The sequence below is a fragment of the Pedobacter immunditicola genome (genome assembly GCF_037482985.1).
GTDB classification, from domain to species: domain Bacteria; phylum Bacteroidota; class Bacteroidia; order Sphingobacteriales; family Sphingobacteriaceae; genus Pedobacter; species Pedobacter immunditicola.
Genome location: NZ_JBBHKC010000010.1, coordinates 62,567 through 78,970 on the forward strand (window position 1 = coordinate 62,567; position 16,404 = coordinate 78,970).

A 16,404-nucleotide genomic window follows, 5' to 3' on the forward strand; every position below is an offset into this window, starting at 1 on the left:
TTATGTATTAATAATTAAAATTTGTAGGCTAAGCGGAGGGTGATATTTCTGCCCATGTCATGGGCGTAATACCTGTATTTGTTCATGTATTCTTTATAACTTTTATTGAAAAGGTTGTCGACACTCAGGTTAATGGCGAGCTCATTTTGTTGATGGGTGTATGTTGTGCCTGCAATAAGGTGGAACAGCTGATAAGCCGGTGGTGGAGCAGCATAGTCACTTCCCGCTTCGTAACGTGCCTGTTTACTCACATAGCTATGGCCAAACTGCAGAAAACTAGCGCTGAAAGTGCGAGGCTGAAGGCTCAGCTTTAAACTATGATCCAGCCTGTCTGACGGGATATAGGGAAGGAATTTGTCCGCTGATAAGTTCTTTGCACGTATTACAGCTGCATTAATTTTGTAAGAAAGCGCCTGAAAAAGCCGGTATGACATCGTCAGATCTGCACCTATGAAAGATGCATTGCTTTGTTTATAGCGAAATATTGGATAAGTACCACTGATGGTTTGCTTAAAGTTTAACTCGGCTTCGCTAAAAATGTAATTGTTCAAATATTGCGCATAGGCATCAAGCTGGAACGAAAAACGCTCATTGAAGTGCTTTACCGAATTGATCCATTTGTAGCCCTGCTCACTTTTTAGATGAGCATCTCCAATTTCATAGATGCCGGCACCATGGTGCAAACCATTGCTGTAAAGTTCATTTGCTGTAGGTGCCCGCCAGGCCAAACCTATATTCGAAGTTAATTTCCAGGAATGGTTAAGGTTCCATGTTCCGCCTGCAGAACCGGTAACATTGTGAAAATCATTGCGGCCGCCGTAATACTGCTCAGCAACATCCTGATCAGCATCCTGGTTTGCATACCGAAATCCGGCTGCATCAAACACCTTGAGGTCATACCTTAAACCTGCTTCCCACTCAAAAGCTTTTTTTACCCATTTCTGGATGATAAAAAAACCGGCGGTCATGCTATCGTAGTTGGGGATAAAAGTGTTGGCCAATGTGCCTGGAATATTATTATTGACCTGTGCCGTTCCATTGAAGCCATAGGATCTTGCAGTGCCATTTTCTTTCCGGTGCTCCAAGTCAAGATCAATGGTATGGGTGTTTAACACCAGGTCGGTAATGGGCAGCGCTTCCCTGTTTCCACGTCTGAAGTCAAATTCCTGGCGATGATTTTGCTGAAAACCATAGACCAGGTTCAGCGATTGATGGTCATTGAGATCAAAGTGCGTCTTTAATTTAAAGAGCTGGTGTACGACATTTTGTTTAGGTACTGAAATATCGTAGGTAAAGCCGTAATCTTCCAAAGGCCTGCCCTGCGCTATGCGGGCCTCAATATCTTCTTTAGTGCCAACATGGGCGCTGTACAGAATACCTAAAGTGGTAGTAAACTGGCTGTAATAGGCTTCATAACTCGCCTTGTTCTTCCGATACCCTAATGCGGCGCTGTAATTCAACTCCCTCAGTCCTGTGTTTCCCAGATAATAAGCTGCGCTGCGAACATTTCCAGCTCTTTTAAAAGACCCCTGGATGCGCCACCCAAATCCCGGCAAAGCCGCCAATCCGCCATGAAGCATCCCTGATGAAATCACCGAACGGCCATTACTTGATCTGATCAGGTTAAACTCGCCACCCATCCCTTTCTCCACCGGAAGTGCAGGTGGATTTACGATAATGACTCCCCCAATAGCATCAGCACCATATCTAACAGATTCTGCGCCTTTAATGACATGCATACTTTCTGCCATCAGAGGATCAATTTCAGGTGCATGCTCCGTGCCCCATTGCTGACTTTCTAACCTGATGCCATTGTTTAAGATCAGGATACGGCTACTATGCAGTCCGTGGATCACAGGTTTTGAAATGGTAGCACCAGTCTTTAATACATTTACACCAGCTATTGCTTTTAAAACATCTCCCAATGCAGCACCTTTTGAGGTTTCCAGCTGTTTGGAAGATAAAGTAGAGGAAACAGCACTTCGCCTAACCGGAAGTGCTAAACCATGAATGTGGACCTCATTCAACCCAATAGTTGAAGAATCTGTTTTTTTAAGGGAATCAATTTGCGGCTGCAAAGTATCCTGCCGGGCTTGTGCGAACACATCCGGGGATAACAATAGCATCGCAGCGATTACAAAAAATAACCTGTTGCGCATAAGAAAAGGAAATTAAATAGCGTAAAGCGGCTGGAAAAAACAGCACGGGTTTGCCTTAAACGTTTCGTTTAATGGCATCGACAAGAAGTCTTGAAAAGACTAAAGTAAAGAAGGGGGACCCTTATTGGACCAGCCGAGGCCAGCTAAGGATAGTAGTTTTTGATTAACCTGCGTATTGATGGTTTGAACATTTCCTTCAAAATGAATTAAAGTCATTGTTGCCATATCAAGTAACGGAATGGGTTGGTGATGGGTGGTGTGATCACATAGCTCACATTTCACCTGGTGTGAAGTCAGGTTTTCGCCCTGCAGCTGTGTACTTACAGAGTCCTCATGATGGTGAAGCACATCCATAACCGGAGCCCCGGCAAAAAGGAGCACCATAAGCACAGTGACAAATCTCTTTGCAGCCAATAAAAATATATTTCCTTTATGGGGCTTCACACCGCAAAACTGCATTTTTTTACTGGAAAGTCAGGTAACATTTTAATGAGAAAATGGCAGCAACAAAAAATGAGGGCATTACCACCCTCATTTTTAAACAGTTAATTCTTCAAAAGAATTATATTTTATGTGATTACAGATCAAAGCAACTCAATTGATGGCTTAACATGACTACGCCATTTCCTTCTTCAAAAATTTACCGGTTAAGCTAATCGGGTTTTGAATCAATCCTTCAGGTGTACCTTCAAATAAAATCCTTCCCCCACCGGCGCCACCTTCTTCACCAAGATCAATCACCCAGTCGGCAACTTTCACTACATCCAGGTTATGCTCGATCACCAATACGGTATTACCCTTTTCAACAAGCTCATTCAATACACCCAGCAATACATTGATATCCTCGAAATGCAAACCTGTGGTCGGTTCATCCAGGATGTAAAAAGTCTTTCCGGTATCCTTCTTTGATAATTCTGTTGCCAGCTTTACCCTTTGGGCCTCACCACCAGACAAAGTAACTGACGACTGACCAAGGGTAATATAGCCCAAGCCTACATCTTTCAGCGTCTTTATTTTACGGTAGATCACGGGCATATTTTCGAAAAAATCACAAGCATCCTCGATGCTCATGTCCAGCACATCGCTAATGGACTTCCCACGATAGCGAACTTCCAAAGTTTCGCGGTTATACCTTCTGCCGCCACATTCCTCACAAGGCACCTGCACATCAGGAAGGAAATTCATTTCAATCACTTTCAGTCCGGCACCGTGACAAGTTTCGCACCTGCCGCCCTTTACATTGAAAGAAAAACGGCCTGGTTTATAACCACGGATTTTTGCTTCCGGCAACTGCACAAACAGGTTCCGGATATCAGAAAACACACCGGTATAAGTCGAAGGATTAGAACGCGGGGTTCTGCCAATTGGCGCCTGGTCAATTTCTATAACTTTATCAATTTCCTTTAAGCCCGAGATTTTCTCGTAAGGCAGGGGGTGTTTTTTGGCCCTGAAGAAATGGTGGTTTAAAATCGGGTATAAGGTTTCAGTAATTAAACTCGACTTACCACTGCCGGACACACCGGTCACCGCAATAAATTTCCCCAATGGAAAATCTACCGACACATCCTTTAAGTTATGTCCGCTGGCCTTAATAATGGAGAGTTTATGCCCGTTTCCTTTTCTTCTTTTCTTGGGGATCTCAATTTTCTTTTTACCGTTCAGGTAAGCTGCTGTCAGTGTTTTAGATTTCAGGATTTCTGCGGGTGTTCCCTGGGCAACAATAAAGCCACCTTTAAAACCTGCAGCAGGGCCAACATCAATCACATGATCCGCTTCCAGAATCATCTCTTTATCGTGTTCCACCACTAAAACCGTATTCCCAAGATCACGCAGGTTCTTTAATGCATTGATCAGCCGTTCATTATCTCTTTGATGCAGACCAATACTTGGCTCATCCAGAATATACATTACATTCATCAGCTGTGAACCAATTTGTGTAGCCAACCTGATGCGCTGTGCCTCACCACCTGATAAAGTTCTTGCCGTACGGTCAAGCGTAAGGTAATTTAACCCTACATCGCTTAAAAAGCCTAATCTAGACCTGATTTCTTTAAGTATTTCTTTGGCGATGGTATTTTGTCTTTCATTCAGCCTGTGTTCCAAATTTTCATACCAGGCTTTAACGCTCACAATGTCCATTTCGGCAAGCTCAAAGATGTTCATGCCATCAAGTTTGAAATGCAGGCTTTCCCTTTTTAAACGGGCACCATTGCAAACGGGACAAGTTTTCAGTTTGCGGAAACTGTCCATATCATCTGCCGGGCCTTCGCCTTTACGTTCCTGTTGTTCTTCCAGCAGCTTAATGATGCCGTCAAAAGTAACCTGGTAATTCTGGACATTCCATTTATTATATTCTACAGCGACCGAAAGTAAATCCGGACTGCCGTTCAACAGGAGGTGGATGATGTCTTCACTTAATTTCTCGATCGGTGTAGAAAGAGAGAAGCTATATTTTTTGGCCAGTGCTTTAAGCACCTGGAACATCCATATATCCCTGTACTCACCCATTGGGGCCAGGCCGCCGTTCATGATGCTTAATTTAGGATTAGGCATCACAGACTCCCGGTCTACGACAAAGATATAACCCAAACCATCACAGCGCTCACAAGCGCCATAAGGAGAATTAAAGGAAAAGCTATTGGGCTGCGGTTCATCATAAGAGATACCTGTGCTTGGGCACATTAAAAAGCGACTGAAATGGGATACGTTGTTATCCTTATCGCTGATTTTGATAATGCCCTTGCCTACACGCATCGCAGTTTGCAAAGAGTCAAGCAGGCGCTTTTTATCTTCTCTGTCAATGATCAGCCGGTCGACAACAATTTCAATATCATGGATCTTGTAACGGTCAAGCTGCATTTTCGGGACAAGGTCTTGTATGTTTCCATCTACGCGGACCTTTACATAACCTTGTTTACGAATTTGCTCAAACAATTCGCGGTAATGGCCCTTACGACCTTTTATCACAGGTGCCAGGATATTAACCGGCATCTGGTCGTATTTTTTAAAGATATTTTCTATAATCTGCTCCTCGCTCATGCGCTCCATTTTCTCACCGGTATTGTAAGAATAGGCTTCGGCCACACGGGCATAGAGCAAACGCATGAAATCGTAAATTTCGGTGATGGTACCTACGGTAGAGCGGGGGTTTTTACTGGTGGTTTTCTGCTCGATGGCAATAACCGGACTTAGGCCGGAAACTTTATCTACATCAGGTCTTTCCATGCCACCCATAAACTGCCGGGAATAAGCACTGAAAGTCTCCATGTAACGGCGTTGTCCTTCCGCGTAAATGGTATCAAAGGCAAGGGACGATTTCCCGCTTCCACTTAAACCGGTTACGACAACCAGTTTGTTCCGGGGAAAGGATACATCTATATTTTTAAGGTTATGAACCCTGGCGCCATATACTTCTACATCTTTTTGCTCACCAAGGTCAACAGTATTCTTACTCATATGTTATTCAAAACTGCTATAAATCTTTGTATCAGACAGCAAAATTTCAGCCACAAAAGTACCGTTTTTTCTGTTAATGGAATGTCCTATATCGAATCCTTTTTAGGGGCTTGGAAATTAAAGAGGCTTGTTTATATAAGAGTAAGACAAGTTGATAAGAAGTGATAGTGGATCTAGGGTGGATCTACCATGGATCTACGTTGTATCTACCTTTTTGTGGAGAAAGGTAGATGCAGGGCAGATCAATGCCTGATCTGGTATACTTACTTTATTAGGTGTGATATTCTCCTCCTCTAAAAATGCTGAATTTATCGGCTTCGCTTTTTCGAAATTGTGCTGGAAGAAAACCAGGGCGAAAAGATAGACAATAGTGGTTTAAACAAAAAAACCACTTACATTCTTCATATAAGTGGGTTCATCTATCGTAATACCGAGCTAAATATACTCAGCTAATAATTTTCAAAACAAGAGATTATAATTTCATATTCTTTTTCTGTTCGTTCCAAACCAATAATTCTTTGGGGGCTTTATAGCCATAACGAACAGGATTTTTAATAATCTGTTTCATAGATATTAATTTATAAACATAACCAGCCGTTTCGCGGTTAAGTTTCATTTTAAAATAATTATCTTGATTTTGACGGTTGATTTGTTTTCTCATGTGACCATCACCTACATTGTATGCTGCTGCAACTAAGGTCCAGTTACCAAAAATGTTATGTAATTCTTTGAGGTATTTAGCGGCAGCGATGGTAGATTTACGCAGATTATTGCGTTCATCGACTTTAGAATTGACTTTTAAGCCATAACCTCGGGCAGTAGCGGGCATAAATTGCCAATAGCCTGCTGCACCTTTGGGAGAAACTCCGCCTTTGATGCCAGATTCTACAAGTGGCATATATTTAAAATCTTCAGGAATGCCGTAAGACTTTAGAATTGGCTCAATAACAGGAAACCATTCTGCTGCTCTTTGGTGCAAGCCATTACTTTGAATTTTTGCATAAGAAAACCTTTTTAGAGATTTTTTCATTTTAGCCTCCACCCTTTTATCTCCTTTGGGTAAAGTCTCTTTTGCAAAATTTAAGGGCACCCTTACTTGTTTAGGGGCTTTTACTTTAACCACCTTAGTTACCTTCGGTGCCACCTCTCTCGCAGGGGTTTCCTGTTTTACAGAGGTTATTTGAACTGTTTTTTTATCTACTTTTACTACACTTTTTTCTGCTTGGGGCAGTTGGTAAGCAAACACTGTTGCCATGATCAATAAGCTTAAAATTACTGCGCATGTTACTCCGTGTTTCTTTATCATTTTCCTCCTTCTTTTGGTTAATAATATAAAACGGCTGCAAATATAGTTTATATGAACCTAATTATCAAGCTATTACGAAACTTAATGCAGAAATCGCCCTTTAAACATCTCTCAACAGCGATTTTTTATCGATCAAAACCATTGAAATTATGAATTTAAGAATCCATGTTTTTTTGCTAAATTTGCAGCCCGCATAATTATGTGGTTAACACAGTATCATGATTAAAAATAACAACAGGAACAGTCGGGATGACAAGTCCAAACCGGGCAACAGAAGCACAACTGGCAGAAGCAGAAGTAGTGCAGACAGCACTTACAAGGAGAAAAGCAAATTTGGAGAAAGAGGCGACAAAGAAGCTCCTAAAAGCGGTTACCAGGGAAAAAGTACAGGCCCAAGAGATTTCAAACCGAGAGAAAGCAGAGAAGGTGATTCAAGAGGTTACCAAGGCAAAAGCACTGGCCCAAGAGATTTCAAACCGAGAGAAAGCAGAGATGGTGATTCAAGAGGTTACCAGGGCAAAAGCACTGGCTCAAGAGATTTTAAACCAAGAGAAACCAGAGATGGTGATTCAAGAGGTTTTAAACCACGCACTGGCGATGCCAAAGATTTCAAACCCCGTACCCCTAGAGATGGTGACAGTGCTGCGCCTAAAACCAGAGGTTACATTAAAAAAGACAACTTTGCTGCAGGAGCTGAGAAGCCTTACAGAAAGTTCGATGATAAAAAAGGCTCCGCGTCAAGAAGTACGGACAGCAGGCCTTTTAGAAAAAGAGAAGAAGAAGGTGGAGAAGGACGCCCTAGCTTTTCACCTCGCGGTGACAAACCGGTTATGCGTAGCAGGAAACCTGCTGAACCGAAAGCAGATGATGGCCTGATCCGTTTAAACCGTTACATAGCCAATTCAGGAATATGTTCCCGCCGTAAAGCAGATGAGCTGATCGCTGCTGGTGTAGTGAGCGTAAATAATATAGTGATTTCTGAACTGGGCCATAAAGTAGACCCGGCAAAAGACAGCATCCGTTACAACGGTGAATTGTTGAAACGCGAAAAAAGAGTTTATGTGTTGTTGAACAAACCTAAAGATTACATCACCACTACTGACGATCCTCAGGAAAGACGTACCGTGATGCAATTGGTGGAAAAAGCCAGCAGAGAACGCATTTACCCCGTTGGCCGTTTAGATAGAAATACCACTGGTTTATTGTTAATGACTAACGATGGTGATCTTGCTGATAAACTTTCACATCCAAAAAATGGCATTACTAAAATTTACCAGGTAGAACTTAACAAAAGCTTAAGCCAGGGTGACTTGAATAAAATTCAATTTGGTATAGAACTTGAAGATGGTTTAATTAAACCTGACAGCGTTTCTTATGTTGCCGGTGGCAGCAAAAAAGAAATCGGCATACAAATACACAGTGGTAAAAACAGAATTGTACGCAGGATTTTCGAACACCTGGGTTATGATGTAGTGAAGCTTGACCGTGTTGTGTATGGTAATCTAACCAAGAAAGACCTTCCACGCGGCAGATGGCGCTACCTGGAAGAGCATGAACTGATTCAAATCAAACACCTGATCAAATAATTAATTAATATATGTATAAGATCTTCTCCCTGTTACCTGTAATTTTATTGAGCTTTAACACCCAGGCACAAAAAACTAATTTTAACCTGCTCATTGGAACATATACAAATACTGGTAAGAGTGAGGGGATCTATACTTATAACTTCAATACTTTAAACGCGGAAACCAGCTTAAAAAGCACCACAAAAGATGTGGATAACCCTAGTTTCCTTGCAATTTCTCCAGACCGCAGATCTGTATACAGCGTCCATGAATCGGGCGATAAAAGTGCTGTAAGTGCTTTTAGCTATAATGCGACAGCAGCTGAATTGCTGTTGCAGAATAAAAAGGACAGCGAGGGTGCAAATCCTTGTTATATTACGGCCGATAATAAAAACGTGATTGTGGGCAACTATTCTGGGGGCACCATTACTGTTTTTGGTAGAAACCCTGATGGATCGCTAACCGACGCCAAGCAGGTTATCCAACATACCGGTAAAAGCATCGACCCAAAAAGACAGGAAAGTTCGCACGTGCACATGGTTCAGTTTACACCAGACAAGAACTTTCTGATTTGTAACGACTTGGGTGAAGACTTGGTTTACATTTACAATTATTACCCCCTGGCCAGTGCTCAGGTGCTGACCTTAAAAACGGTGTACAAAACACAGCCTGGTACCGGACCAAGGCATATGACTTTTAGTCCGGATGGTGGATTTGCTTACCTTACCCATGAATTTAACGGCAGTATTACTGCCTTTAGTTATGCTAACGGTAATTTAAACCGCATCCAGGAAATTGCCTCTACAGAAGAAGGCTTTACAGGAAAAGTTGATGCCGCGGATATTCATGTATCTCCGGATGGCAAGTTTTTATACCAAAGTAACCGTGGCGATCTGAATACCATTTCGGTGTTTTCTATTTTTCCAACGGGCAAACTGGCCTTCGTATCCAGGGTAAGTACTTTAGGTGAAGGGCCAAGGAATTTTGCCATAGACCCCAGCGGAAAATACTTACTGGTTGCCAATCAAAAAAGCAATGAAGTAGTTATCTTTAACAGAGATCAAACTACCGGCGCTTTAACCGATTCAGGCAAAAGAATTGCCGTAGGTGCACCTGTAAACCTTGTATTCGACGATAATAACTAACATTTCGTCAACACCTTCTGCTTTTCAATAATGCTATTGTAATAATCTATATAGATGGGAAGGATTTTCTTCAGGTCAAAATCCTGTGCTCTTTTAAAAGCATTTTCTTTAAACTGATGAAGTACTTCGTCATTCTCCAGGATGGAGATGGATTTCAAAGCCATATCTTCAACATCGCCTACATTACTCATATAGCCACAATATCCATCTATATTAAGCTCGGGTAATCCACCGGCATTCGATGTAATAGCAGGAACTTTGCAAGCCATGGCTTCAAGGGCGGCCAAACCAAAGCTCTCCGATTCTGAAGGCATCAAAAACAAATCAGATACCGACAGAATTTCTTCCACGGCATCCTGTTTACCTAAAAACCTTACATGTTCACCAATACCGAGGTCTCTGCACAACTGCTCATTCGGCGCACGCTCCGGCCCATCACCTACCATCAATAACTTTGAAGGTACTTTATCTAAAATCCGATGGAACATCAAAATCACGTCGCTTGTCCTTTTCACCTTCCTGAAATTGGAAGTATGAATCAGAATCCTTTCGTTATTCGGTGCAATGGCCTTTTTAAAATGATCTTTTGGCTGTAAGCTAAACCTGTGAAAATCGATGAAGTTAGGGATCACTTTAATTTCCCCGGTAATGTCAAAATGGTTTAGCGTGTCATCTTTTAAGCTTTGTGAAACCGTGGTAATACCATCAGATTTGTTGATAGAAAAAGTAACCACTGGTTTATAGGTTGGATCTTTCCCTACCAGGGTAATATCTGTACCGTGCAAAGTGGTTACAAAAGGAATATGAATACCATAGGTAGCCAGGATCTGCTTCGCCATAAAGGCTGCAGATGCATGGGGTATGGCATAATGAACATGTAGAATATCTAGTTTCTCAAACCTGACCACATCTACCAGTTTACTGGCCAGGGCAGATTCATAGGGGGCGTAATCAAACAAGGGGTAATCTCTTACGGATACCTCATGGTAAAATAAATTTGCAGAGAAAAAGTCTAAACGCGCCGGCTGACTATAAGTAATGAAATGAACCTGATGTCCTTCATCTGCAAGTGCTTTACCTAATTCAGTAGCAACTACACCACTACCGCCAAAAGTTGGGTAACAAACTATACCTATTTTCATTGAAATATTATTGTTTTTAATTGGTGATGATGCTATCATAAGCGATGCAAATTACCACACTTCCATTGAGCTTTGTGTTAAACAATTGCAATTATTTTGTAAAGGCCATTACTGCTTCATCTCATTTAGGATCACCATATACATTTCGTTAGGTCTTTGGGTGCCGATATAATATTCCAGGCCATCGCGGTCGGTAAGCACTACAGCATCCTTTCCGGAAGAATAAAAGCGGATACTGCCCTTTCTGTGAAGGTTATAAACCGGGTTATTCAAAATAAAGTTGTTGTACTTGTCCTTCCGCACCTTCACAATGCTGTTCAAGTCTATCTTCACTCTTTTTGCCGTCCACAGTCCGTCAATGATGATACTTTTATTGTAGATGCAGGTTTGGTACTGGATCAAAAACATCAGGATGATAGAAATCCCGATAATTCCAAAGCCTACAATCAGGTAAAGACTCTGTGTATTGTTGCGGTCACGTTCGTAAACATAGGCGGCAAAGCAGAAAGCAACGATAACCATCCGGATAAGAATTCTGATGTAATCCCTTCCGATATACTGCTTTTCTAAAAAAGCGCAATTATTGACCATTTCATTATTATTCAATTGTAGCAGATTTTAATTCGAATATAGTCACTTTTTTGCTACCAGCACTTACTTTATATCTATTGTCTGCACGCATCCCCACAACCCATATAATTTCTCCATTGCCATTAACCAGGATTGGAATATGCGCCTTTAGCGGGAGCGGCACCTTTTCATCTATGAAATAATCACTCAGTTTCTTAAAAACTGCCATCCCCAGGGGCATGAAACGATCGCCATCCTGCCAACACCGTAAAATTAAGGGGTACATCAATTTATCCCCATCAACGAAAGCTTTATGAGTTACTTTTTCAAAATTGAGGTTATCGGTATGGCTGATCAGGAGTTGCTGCTTACCAAAAACGACAGTCTCATCATGCGGATGCACCGCCAGATCATATTGATCAGCGGCAGTTTCAACAGGAGATATCAGTAATTCACCGCGGTCGATGGTAGCCCTATGGCTATGGCTGTAAAAGGAGACACCGCTTTGTTTATCCAGCGATGACAAAATATCCCTCACCACAGGATCCTGAAAGTTAAATGGCCTCAACAGTTCAAACAGCAATAACTGCTGGGGCTTTAGGGCTTTTATTTCAGCCAGAGACAGCGTCGTCAGGTGCTGATGTGTCTTACAAATGGAAGAGCGCAGGGTGTTGACCACTTGCTGCAACACCATTTCCGTTTCACTGAACTTCTCAATATTCTGTTCAAAAGTCTGCTCCAGGTTTGGGTTTATCGCTTTCAGCTGGGGAAGCACGTGAAGCCTGATCTTATTGCGCGCATAATGATCTGCCCTGTTGGAGCTATCTTCAACGAAATCAAGATGCTCCTTTTCTATCACTTCATCTATTTCAGTCCTCGACAAACACAGCATGGGTCTGATCAGGAAGCCTCTTTTAGGCAAAATACCATGCAGGCCGGCAATGCCGGTACCGCGGGTTAAGTTGAGCAATATCGTTTCTATAGCATCAGTCTGGTGATGCGCTACAGCGATAAAGTCGTAGTTTTCCTGAACTCTGGTTTCCTCAAACCAGTCATAACGCAAAGTCCGGGCAGCCATCTGGGTAGAAATTTTTTGCTCTTCAGCGTAAGCTTTAGTGTCGAAATGTTTCACATAGAAAGGCATATCCATGGTTGCAGCCAGCATTCTCACAAATGCTTCATCCCTTTGGGATTCATCACCACGAAGGTTGAAATTACAATGTGCGATACCACAGCTATAACCGGCAAGCTTAAACAAATGTACCAGGAGCACTGAATCTCTACCTCCGCTTACCGTGAGCAATACTTTTTGGTCAGCGCGCAACAGGGAATTTTGATCAATATAATCCCGGAATTTTTGTAAAGGAAACATCTTTCAAAAATATTTAATTTAAAATGGTTAGCAAACAACTAACTTTGTAAAGTGCAGAAATTATACCTTTTATTGTTATTGGTCTTTTTATTCCCAGCTTCTTTACTTGCCCAGGAAAGAACAAAAATATATTTAATCAAAAGCGAACGGGGAATCATTGATAATAAAACGAAAACCACCTATATCAGGAAACCGGTTTTCCGTCACGATAATGCTATCCTAACCTGTGATAGCGCGGTATTTTATGAAGATAAGAACATTTTTGAAGCTTTCAATAATGTACACATTAACCAGGCAGATACCCTGAACATCTATTCTGATCGTTTAAACTACAATGGCAACACCAAAGTTGCCCACCTGACCAACAGGGTTAAAATGCTGGACCAGGAGTCGGTGCTGACCACCAATGTTTTAGACTATAACATGGGCACTAGAATTGGTACTTATGTAAATGGCGGAAAGATTGTCAATAAGGATGTAACCCTGACCAGCAAAAACGGCTATTATTTCGCTAACACCCGCGATGCTTACTTTAGATATAATGTAGTGGTGGTTACGCCTCAAACAACAATCAAATCTGATACACTGCGCTATAACACCTTAACCAACTGGACTTATTTTTATGGCCCTACCAATATCAAAGGTAAGGACGACAACCTTTACACGGAGAACGGTGCTTATAATACCAAAACTGAATACGCTTATTTCGGTAAGAAAAACTTATATACTTCAGGCAGTAAGTCACTAAGGGGCGACAGTTTGTATTATGATGGCGTGGCGGGTTATGGGAAGGCGGTGCGTAACATCGTCTTTCTGGATACGACCGATAAAACTTCCATGTACGGACAGCTGGGTTATTATTACAAGGCTGACGAGCGAACGATTGTAACGAAAAACGCTTATGTGGGCCTTGGCACCAATGATTCGCTAATGGTGAATAATGTGAAGCGACCGGATAGTTTATGGCTTGGCGCAGATACACTGGAGACGGTGATGGTGCCGCGGCATACCTTGAAATTATTGGCCCTGCCGGTGATCCAAAAAGACAATGAATTGGGGGAAGTGCTTCCTGATGACGAAGCGCTAGGGCTGACTGAGGCAGAAGCAGCAAACGAAATAGAAGCACGAAAGAGCCCTAAACAAGCGGTTACCGATAAAAAGGAGCCGGTTAAAACCGATAAGAAAGAAGGCCCTCCGGTAGTTGAACCTCCTAAAATTCCAAAGGATAGTTTGACGAAAGACAGTGTGATCAGAAAAGAAAGTAATGTTGTCAAGGACGTTGTTGCTCCTGAAGACGTTGTTGCGCCTAAAGAAGTGGTGAGCAGTAAAGACAAAGCTGTAAAGAAAAAAAGACTGACCAGAAAAGAAAGAAATGCACTTAAAGACAGTATTGCCAGGAACGAAAGCTTGATTGGTAAAGACAGTCTTGACCGGGCTGCTGTTAAAATAAAGGATTTGGTCATTTTAAAAACGGATAGTGCTACCTTGAAAAAAGACAGCACCATCAAAGTATCGGTATTGCCGGATAACAGCAAGGAAAAAGCAGTTCCGGGGAAAGATCCTGCCGCAGTAAAGACAGCCGTCGCTGCAAAAAAGGCTGCTGCAAAAAAGACCACGATTAAAGATACGGTTAAAAACCCTGTGGATACGGTTAAAGCCAGGACGATCAAGGCTTACCACAATGTGAAAGTATACAAGTCCAACTTGCAGGCACGGGCTGATTCATTGTTTTATACCAGTGCCGACTCCACCCTTCGCTGGTTCCACAACCCCATTTTGTGGGCAGAGGGGACTCAACAGACCGGCGACACAATCTACTTACAGCTCCGGAATAAAAAGTTGAATTCGGTACAGGTGTTGGAAAATGGTTTTACAGTGAATGTGTATAAAGATTCTACCAATTTTAACCAGATCAAAGGAAAACTGATGACCGGCTTCTTTAAAGATGGCAAGTTAAGCAGGATGTATGTGGACGGGAATTCAGAAAGTGTTTACTTCAGCAAGAAGGATAATGGTGAGTATGATAAGATGAACCGCACCATCAGCAGCAGGATAAAAATTCTGTTCAAAAACGATGAGATCAGCGAAATTGTACCGATCAAGGATGTTGAAGGAACTGCTACTGAGGCTAATGAAGTAAAAGAAGAAGTGCTGCTGACGGGCTTTATCTGGAAACCGGAGAACAGGCCAACGTCAAAAGCGGCGATCACCAATCCAAAAACCCCAGCTAAACCCAAGGCGAAAACAACGGCAGTAGCTAAAGGAGGTGCCAAACCAGCGACTAAAACACCAGTCAAGACCAACGCAAAAACACCGGCAACGACAGCAAAAACACCCGTAACAACGGCTAAAACACCTTCAAAGACGGATACAGCTGGGGTGAATCTGGATACAACGAAAACTGCATCGGACAGCACGAAGAAAGTAGTAGATACAGTGAAGAAAGCGGTTACACCTGTGCCGACTGTAAAAAAGTAATCAACTTCTTCATTGCCTGGCCACGGTGGCTGATTTCATTTTTCTGCTCCATACTCATTTCTGCGAAAGTGATTTCGTAACCATCAGGTTGGAAAATAGGATCATAGCCAAAGCCTTTCACGCCCGCACTTTCCTGTCGAAGGCTGCCGTTAATAACGCCTTCGAATAGGTATTTCTGATTATTTTGGATCAGGGATATGACTGTTCTGAAACGGGCATTTCTATTGGATTGACCTTCCATTTTTTTCAATACGAGTTCGAGGTTAGCCTCATCTCCACCACCACCAGCATACCGGGCAGAATAAATTCCCGGCTCATTGTTCAGCGCTTCTACTTCCAGTCCGCTGTCGTCAGCAAAGCAATCAAGCTGGTAATGCACCTGCACATAAGTGGTTTTTAGTTCCGCATTTTCGGCGAATGAACTGCCAGTTTCGGGTATGTCAGTTGTACATCCAATATCACGCAGGTTTAATATTTTGTATTGTCCGGCTAAAAGCTGGGTAACTTCTGCTGTTTTGTGTTGGTTGTTTGTTGCGAAAACTAGTTCTCTCATGATAAGGTTAATTGTTGCAGGCTCTTCCACAAGGCTTTTTTAATAGTGATGTCCACTTCAAGTGCATCCAGTTCTGAAGAAAAAATAGTTTTGACAGTCCCCTGCAGGCCAATCAGCTCGGTTTGCTGTTCCGACAGGCCCATGGTGGCTGGTGCTATTCCAAAAGAAAGCAGGAGCTGGGGCTGGAAATAAGCAGTTAATTCCTCAAAGCTCACACCCTGATGTTGCTGGTAATTGAGCACTGCACAATCATTTGGGCTGAGTTTTATAGCTGTCACAATTTTCCATAACAAAGCTGTACCAGCCGGCGAACTCACCGGGTTATTGGCATCATTGACAAGAATAAGCACCTTCCTTGAATTTTCACCAAGGAATTGATAGTTCGGTACTGGAGCTGACGTTTCTATCACAGGAACGTCGTTCTTTACCTCCGGTGTTTCTTTTACAACTGCAGTTTCCTGAGCCACAGATGGAACTGAAGTAACATCATTGGCAATCAGGTAGATATCATCCGTAAAAAATAACCGTAAGGCTTCCATATTGCTGGTAAGTTGCGCTGCCATTAAAATCTTTTTAGGGGGAATCATTTTTCTGTTAAAATTAGTTAAATATCTAATTAAAGCGCCTTTATTTATTACTTTTATACCTTAAAAAT

Annotated in this window: 12 protein-coding genes; 3 read left to right on the forward strand and 9 right to left on the reverse strand. The window is 42.2% G+C overall.

The window, feature by feature from the left end; all coding sequences use genetic code 11:
• Positions 1 to 14: 14 nt before the first annotated feature.
• From WG905_RS17040 to WG905_RS17055, 4 genes are all read right to left on the reverse strand, one after another.
• Positions 15 to 2,159, reverse strand: a complete 2,145-nt coding sequence (locus tag WG905_RS17040; protein ID WP_339592960.1) for a TonB-dependent receptor — start codon at positions 2,157 to 2,159, stop codon at positions 15 to 17.
• 99 nt (positions 2,160 to 2,258) lie between these two features.
• Positions 2,259 to 2,618: a hypothetical protein gene (locus WG905_RS17045; RefSeq protein ID WP_339592961.1), complete on the reverse strand. Its 360-nt coding sequence runs from the start codon at positions 2,616 to 2,618 to the stop codon at positions 2,259 to 2,261.
• Between the two features lie 156 nt (positions 2,619 to 2,774).
• Positions 2,775 to 5,615: an excinuclease ABC subunit UvrA gene (gene uvrA / locus WG905_RS17050; RefSeq protein WP_339592962.1), complete on the reverse strand. Its 2,841-nt coding sequence runs from the start codon at positions 5,613 to 5,615 to the stop codon at positions 2,775 to 2,777.
• Between the two features lie 472 nt (positions 5,616 to 6,087).
• Positions 6,088 to 6,870 carry a lytic transglycosylase domain-containing protein gene (locus WG905_RS17055; protein WP_339592963.1) on the reverse strand — a complete coding sequence of 261 codons (783 nt, stop codon included), beginning with the start codon at positions 6,868 to 6,870 and terminating at the stop codon, positions 6,088 to 6,090.
• A gap of 269 nt (positions 6,871 to 7,139) precedes the next feature.
• Here WG905_RS17055 and WG905_RS17060 point away from each other — a divergent pair, with 269 nt between their 5' ends.
• Positions 7,140 to 8,507 carry a pseudouridine synthase gene (locus WG905_RS17060; protein WP_339592964.1) on the forward strand — a complete coding sequence of 456 codons (1,368 nt, stop codon included), beginning with the start codon at positions 7,140 to 7,142 and terminating at the stop codon, positions 8,505 to 8,507.
• An 11-nt stretch (positions 8,508 to 8,518) separates the two neighbouring features.
• Positions 8,519 to 9,634, forward strand: coding sequence for a lactonase family protein (locus WG905_RS17065; protein ID WP_339592965.1), 1,116 nt, complete (start codon positions 8,519 to 8,521; stop codon positions 9,632 to 9,634).
• Here the strand turns inward: WG905_RS17065 and bshA are convergent.
• From bshA to tilS, 3 genes are all read right to left on the reverse strand, one after another.
• Positions 9,631 to 10,776 (reverse strand): N-acetyl-alpha-D-glucosaminyl L-malate synthase BshA, encoded by a 1,146-nt coding sequence (bshA, locus tag WG905_RS17070; RefSeq protein ID WP_339592966.1) that lies wholly within the window; start codon positions 10,774 to 10,776, stop codon positions 9,631 to 9,633. The genes WG905_RS17065 and bshA overlap by 4 nt on opposite strands.
• A gap of 108 nt (positions 10,777 to 10,884) precedes the next feature.
• Entirely contained in the window at positions 10,885 to 11,367 is a 483-nt protein-coding gene (locus tag WG905_RS17075) for a hypothetical protein (protein WP_339593037.1), read from the reverse strand.
• A gap of 7 nt (positions 11,368 to 11,374) precedes the next feature.
• Positions 11,375 to 12,718, reverse strand: coding sequence for a tRNA lysidine(34) synthetase TilS (gene tilS, locus WG905_RS17080; RefSeq protein WP_339592967.1), 1,344 nt, complete (start codon positions 12,716 to 12,718; stop codon positions 11,375 to 11,377).
• Between the two features lie 51 nt (positions 12,719 to 12,769).
• Between tilS and WG905_RS17085 the strand changes: the two genes are divergently transcribed.
• Positions 12,770 to 15,196: an OstA-like protein gene (locus WG905_RS17085; RefSeq protein ID WP_339592968.1), complete on the forward strand. Its 2,427-nt coding sequence runs from the start codon at positions 12,770 to 12,772 to the stop codon at positions 15,194 to 15,196.
• Here the strand turns inward: WG905_RS17085 and rdgB are convergent.
• Complete coding sequence (gene rdgB / locus WG905_RS17090; protein WP_339592969.1) at positions 15,168 to 15,749, reverse strand: RdgB/HAM1 family non-canonical purine NTP pyrophosphatase; 582 nt, start codon at positions 15,747 to 15,749, stop codon at positions 15,168 to 15,170. The genes WG905_RS17085 and rdgB overlap by 29 nt on opposite strands.
• Positions 15,746 to 16,312, reverse strand: a complete 567-nt coding sequence (locus WG905_RS17095; RefSeq protein ID WP_339592970.1) for a hypothetical protein — start codon at positions 16,310 to 16,312, stop codon at positions 15,746 to 15,748. Before WG905_RS17095 ends, rdgB begins: the two co-directional genes overlap by 4 nt.
• Between the last annotated feature and the right edge of the window lie 92 nt (positions 16,313 to 16,404).

Excerpts from the sequence above, each read along its gene's own strand:
- WG905_RS17040 (WP_339592960.1), bottom strand. The coding sequence starts at position 2,159 with ATGCGCAACAGGTTATTTTTTGTAATCGCTGCGATGCTATTGTTATCC.
- WG905_RS17045 (WP_339592961.1), bottom strand. The coding sequence starts at position 2,618 with ATGCAGTTTTGCGGTGTGAAGCCCCATAAAGGAAATATATTTTTATTG.
- uvrA (WP_339592962.1), bottom strand. The coding sequence starts at position 5,615 with ATGAGTAAGAATACTGTTGACCTTGGTGAGCAAAAAGATGTAGAAGTA.
- WG905_RS17055 (WP_339592963.1), bottom strand. The coding sequence starts at position 6,870 with ATGGCAACAGTGTTTGCTTACCAACTGCCCCAAGCAGAAAAAAGTGTA.
- WG905_RS17060 (WP_339592964.1), top strand. The coding sequence starts at position 7,140 with ATGATTAAAAATAACAACAGGAACAGTCGGGATGACAAGTCCAAACCG.
- WG905_RS17065 (WP_339592965.1), top strand. The coding sequence starts at position 8,519 with ATGTATAAGATCTTCTCCCTGTTACCTGTAATTTTATTGAGCTTTAAC.
- bshA (WP_339592966.1), bottom strand. The coding sequence starts at position 10,776 with ATGAAAATAGGTATAGTTTGTTACCCAACTTTTGGCGGTAGTGGTGTA.
- WG905_RS17075 (WP_339593037.1), bottom strand. The coding sequence starts at position 11,367 with ATGGTCAATAATTGCGCTTTTTTAGAAAAGCAGTATATCGGAAGGGAT.
- tilS (WP_339592967.1), bottom strand. The coding sequence starts at position 12,718 with ATGTTTCCTTTACAAAAATTCCGGGATTATATTGATCAAAATTCCCTG.
- rdgB (WP_339592969.1), bottom strand. The coding sequence starts at position 15,749 with ATGAGAGAACTAGTTTTCGCAACAAACAACCAACACAAAACAGCAGAA.
- WG905_RS17095 (WP_339592970.1), bottom strand. The coding sequence starts at position 16,312 with ATGGCAGCGCAACTTACCAGCAATATGGAAGCCTTACGGTTATTTTTT.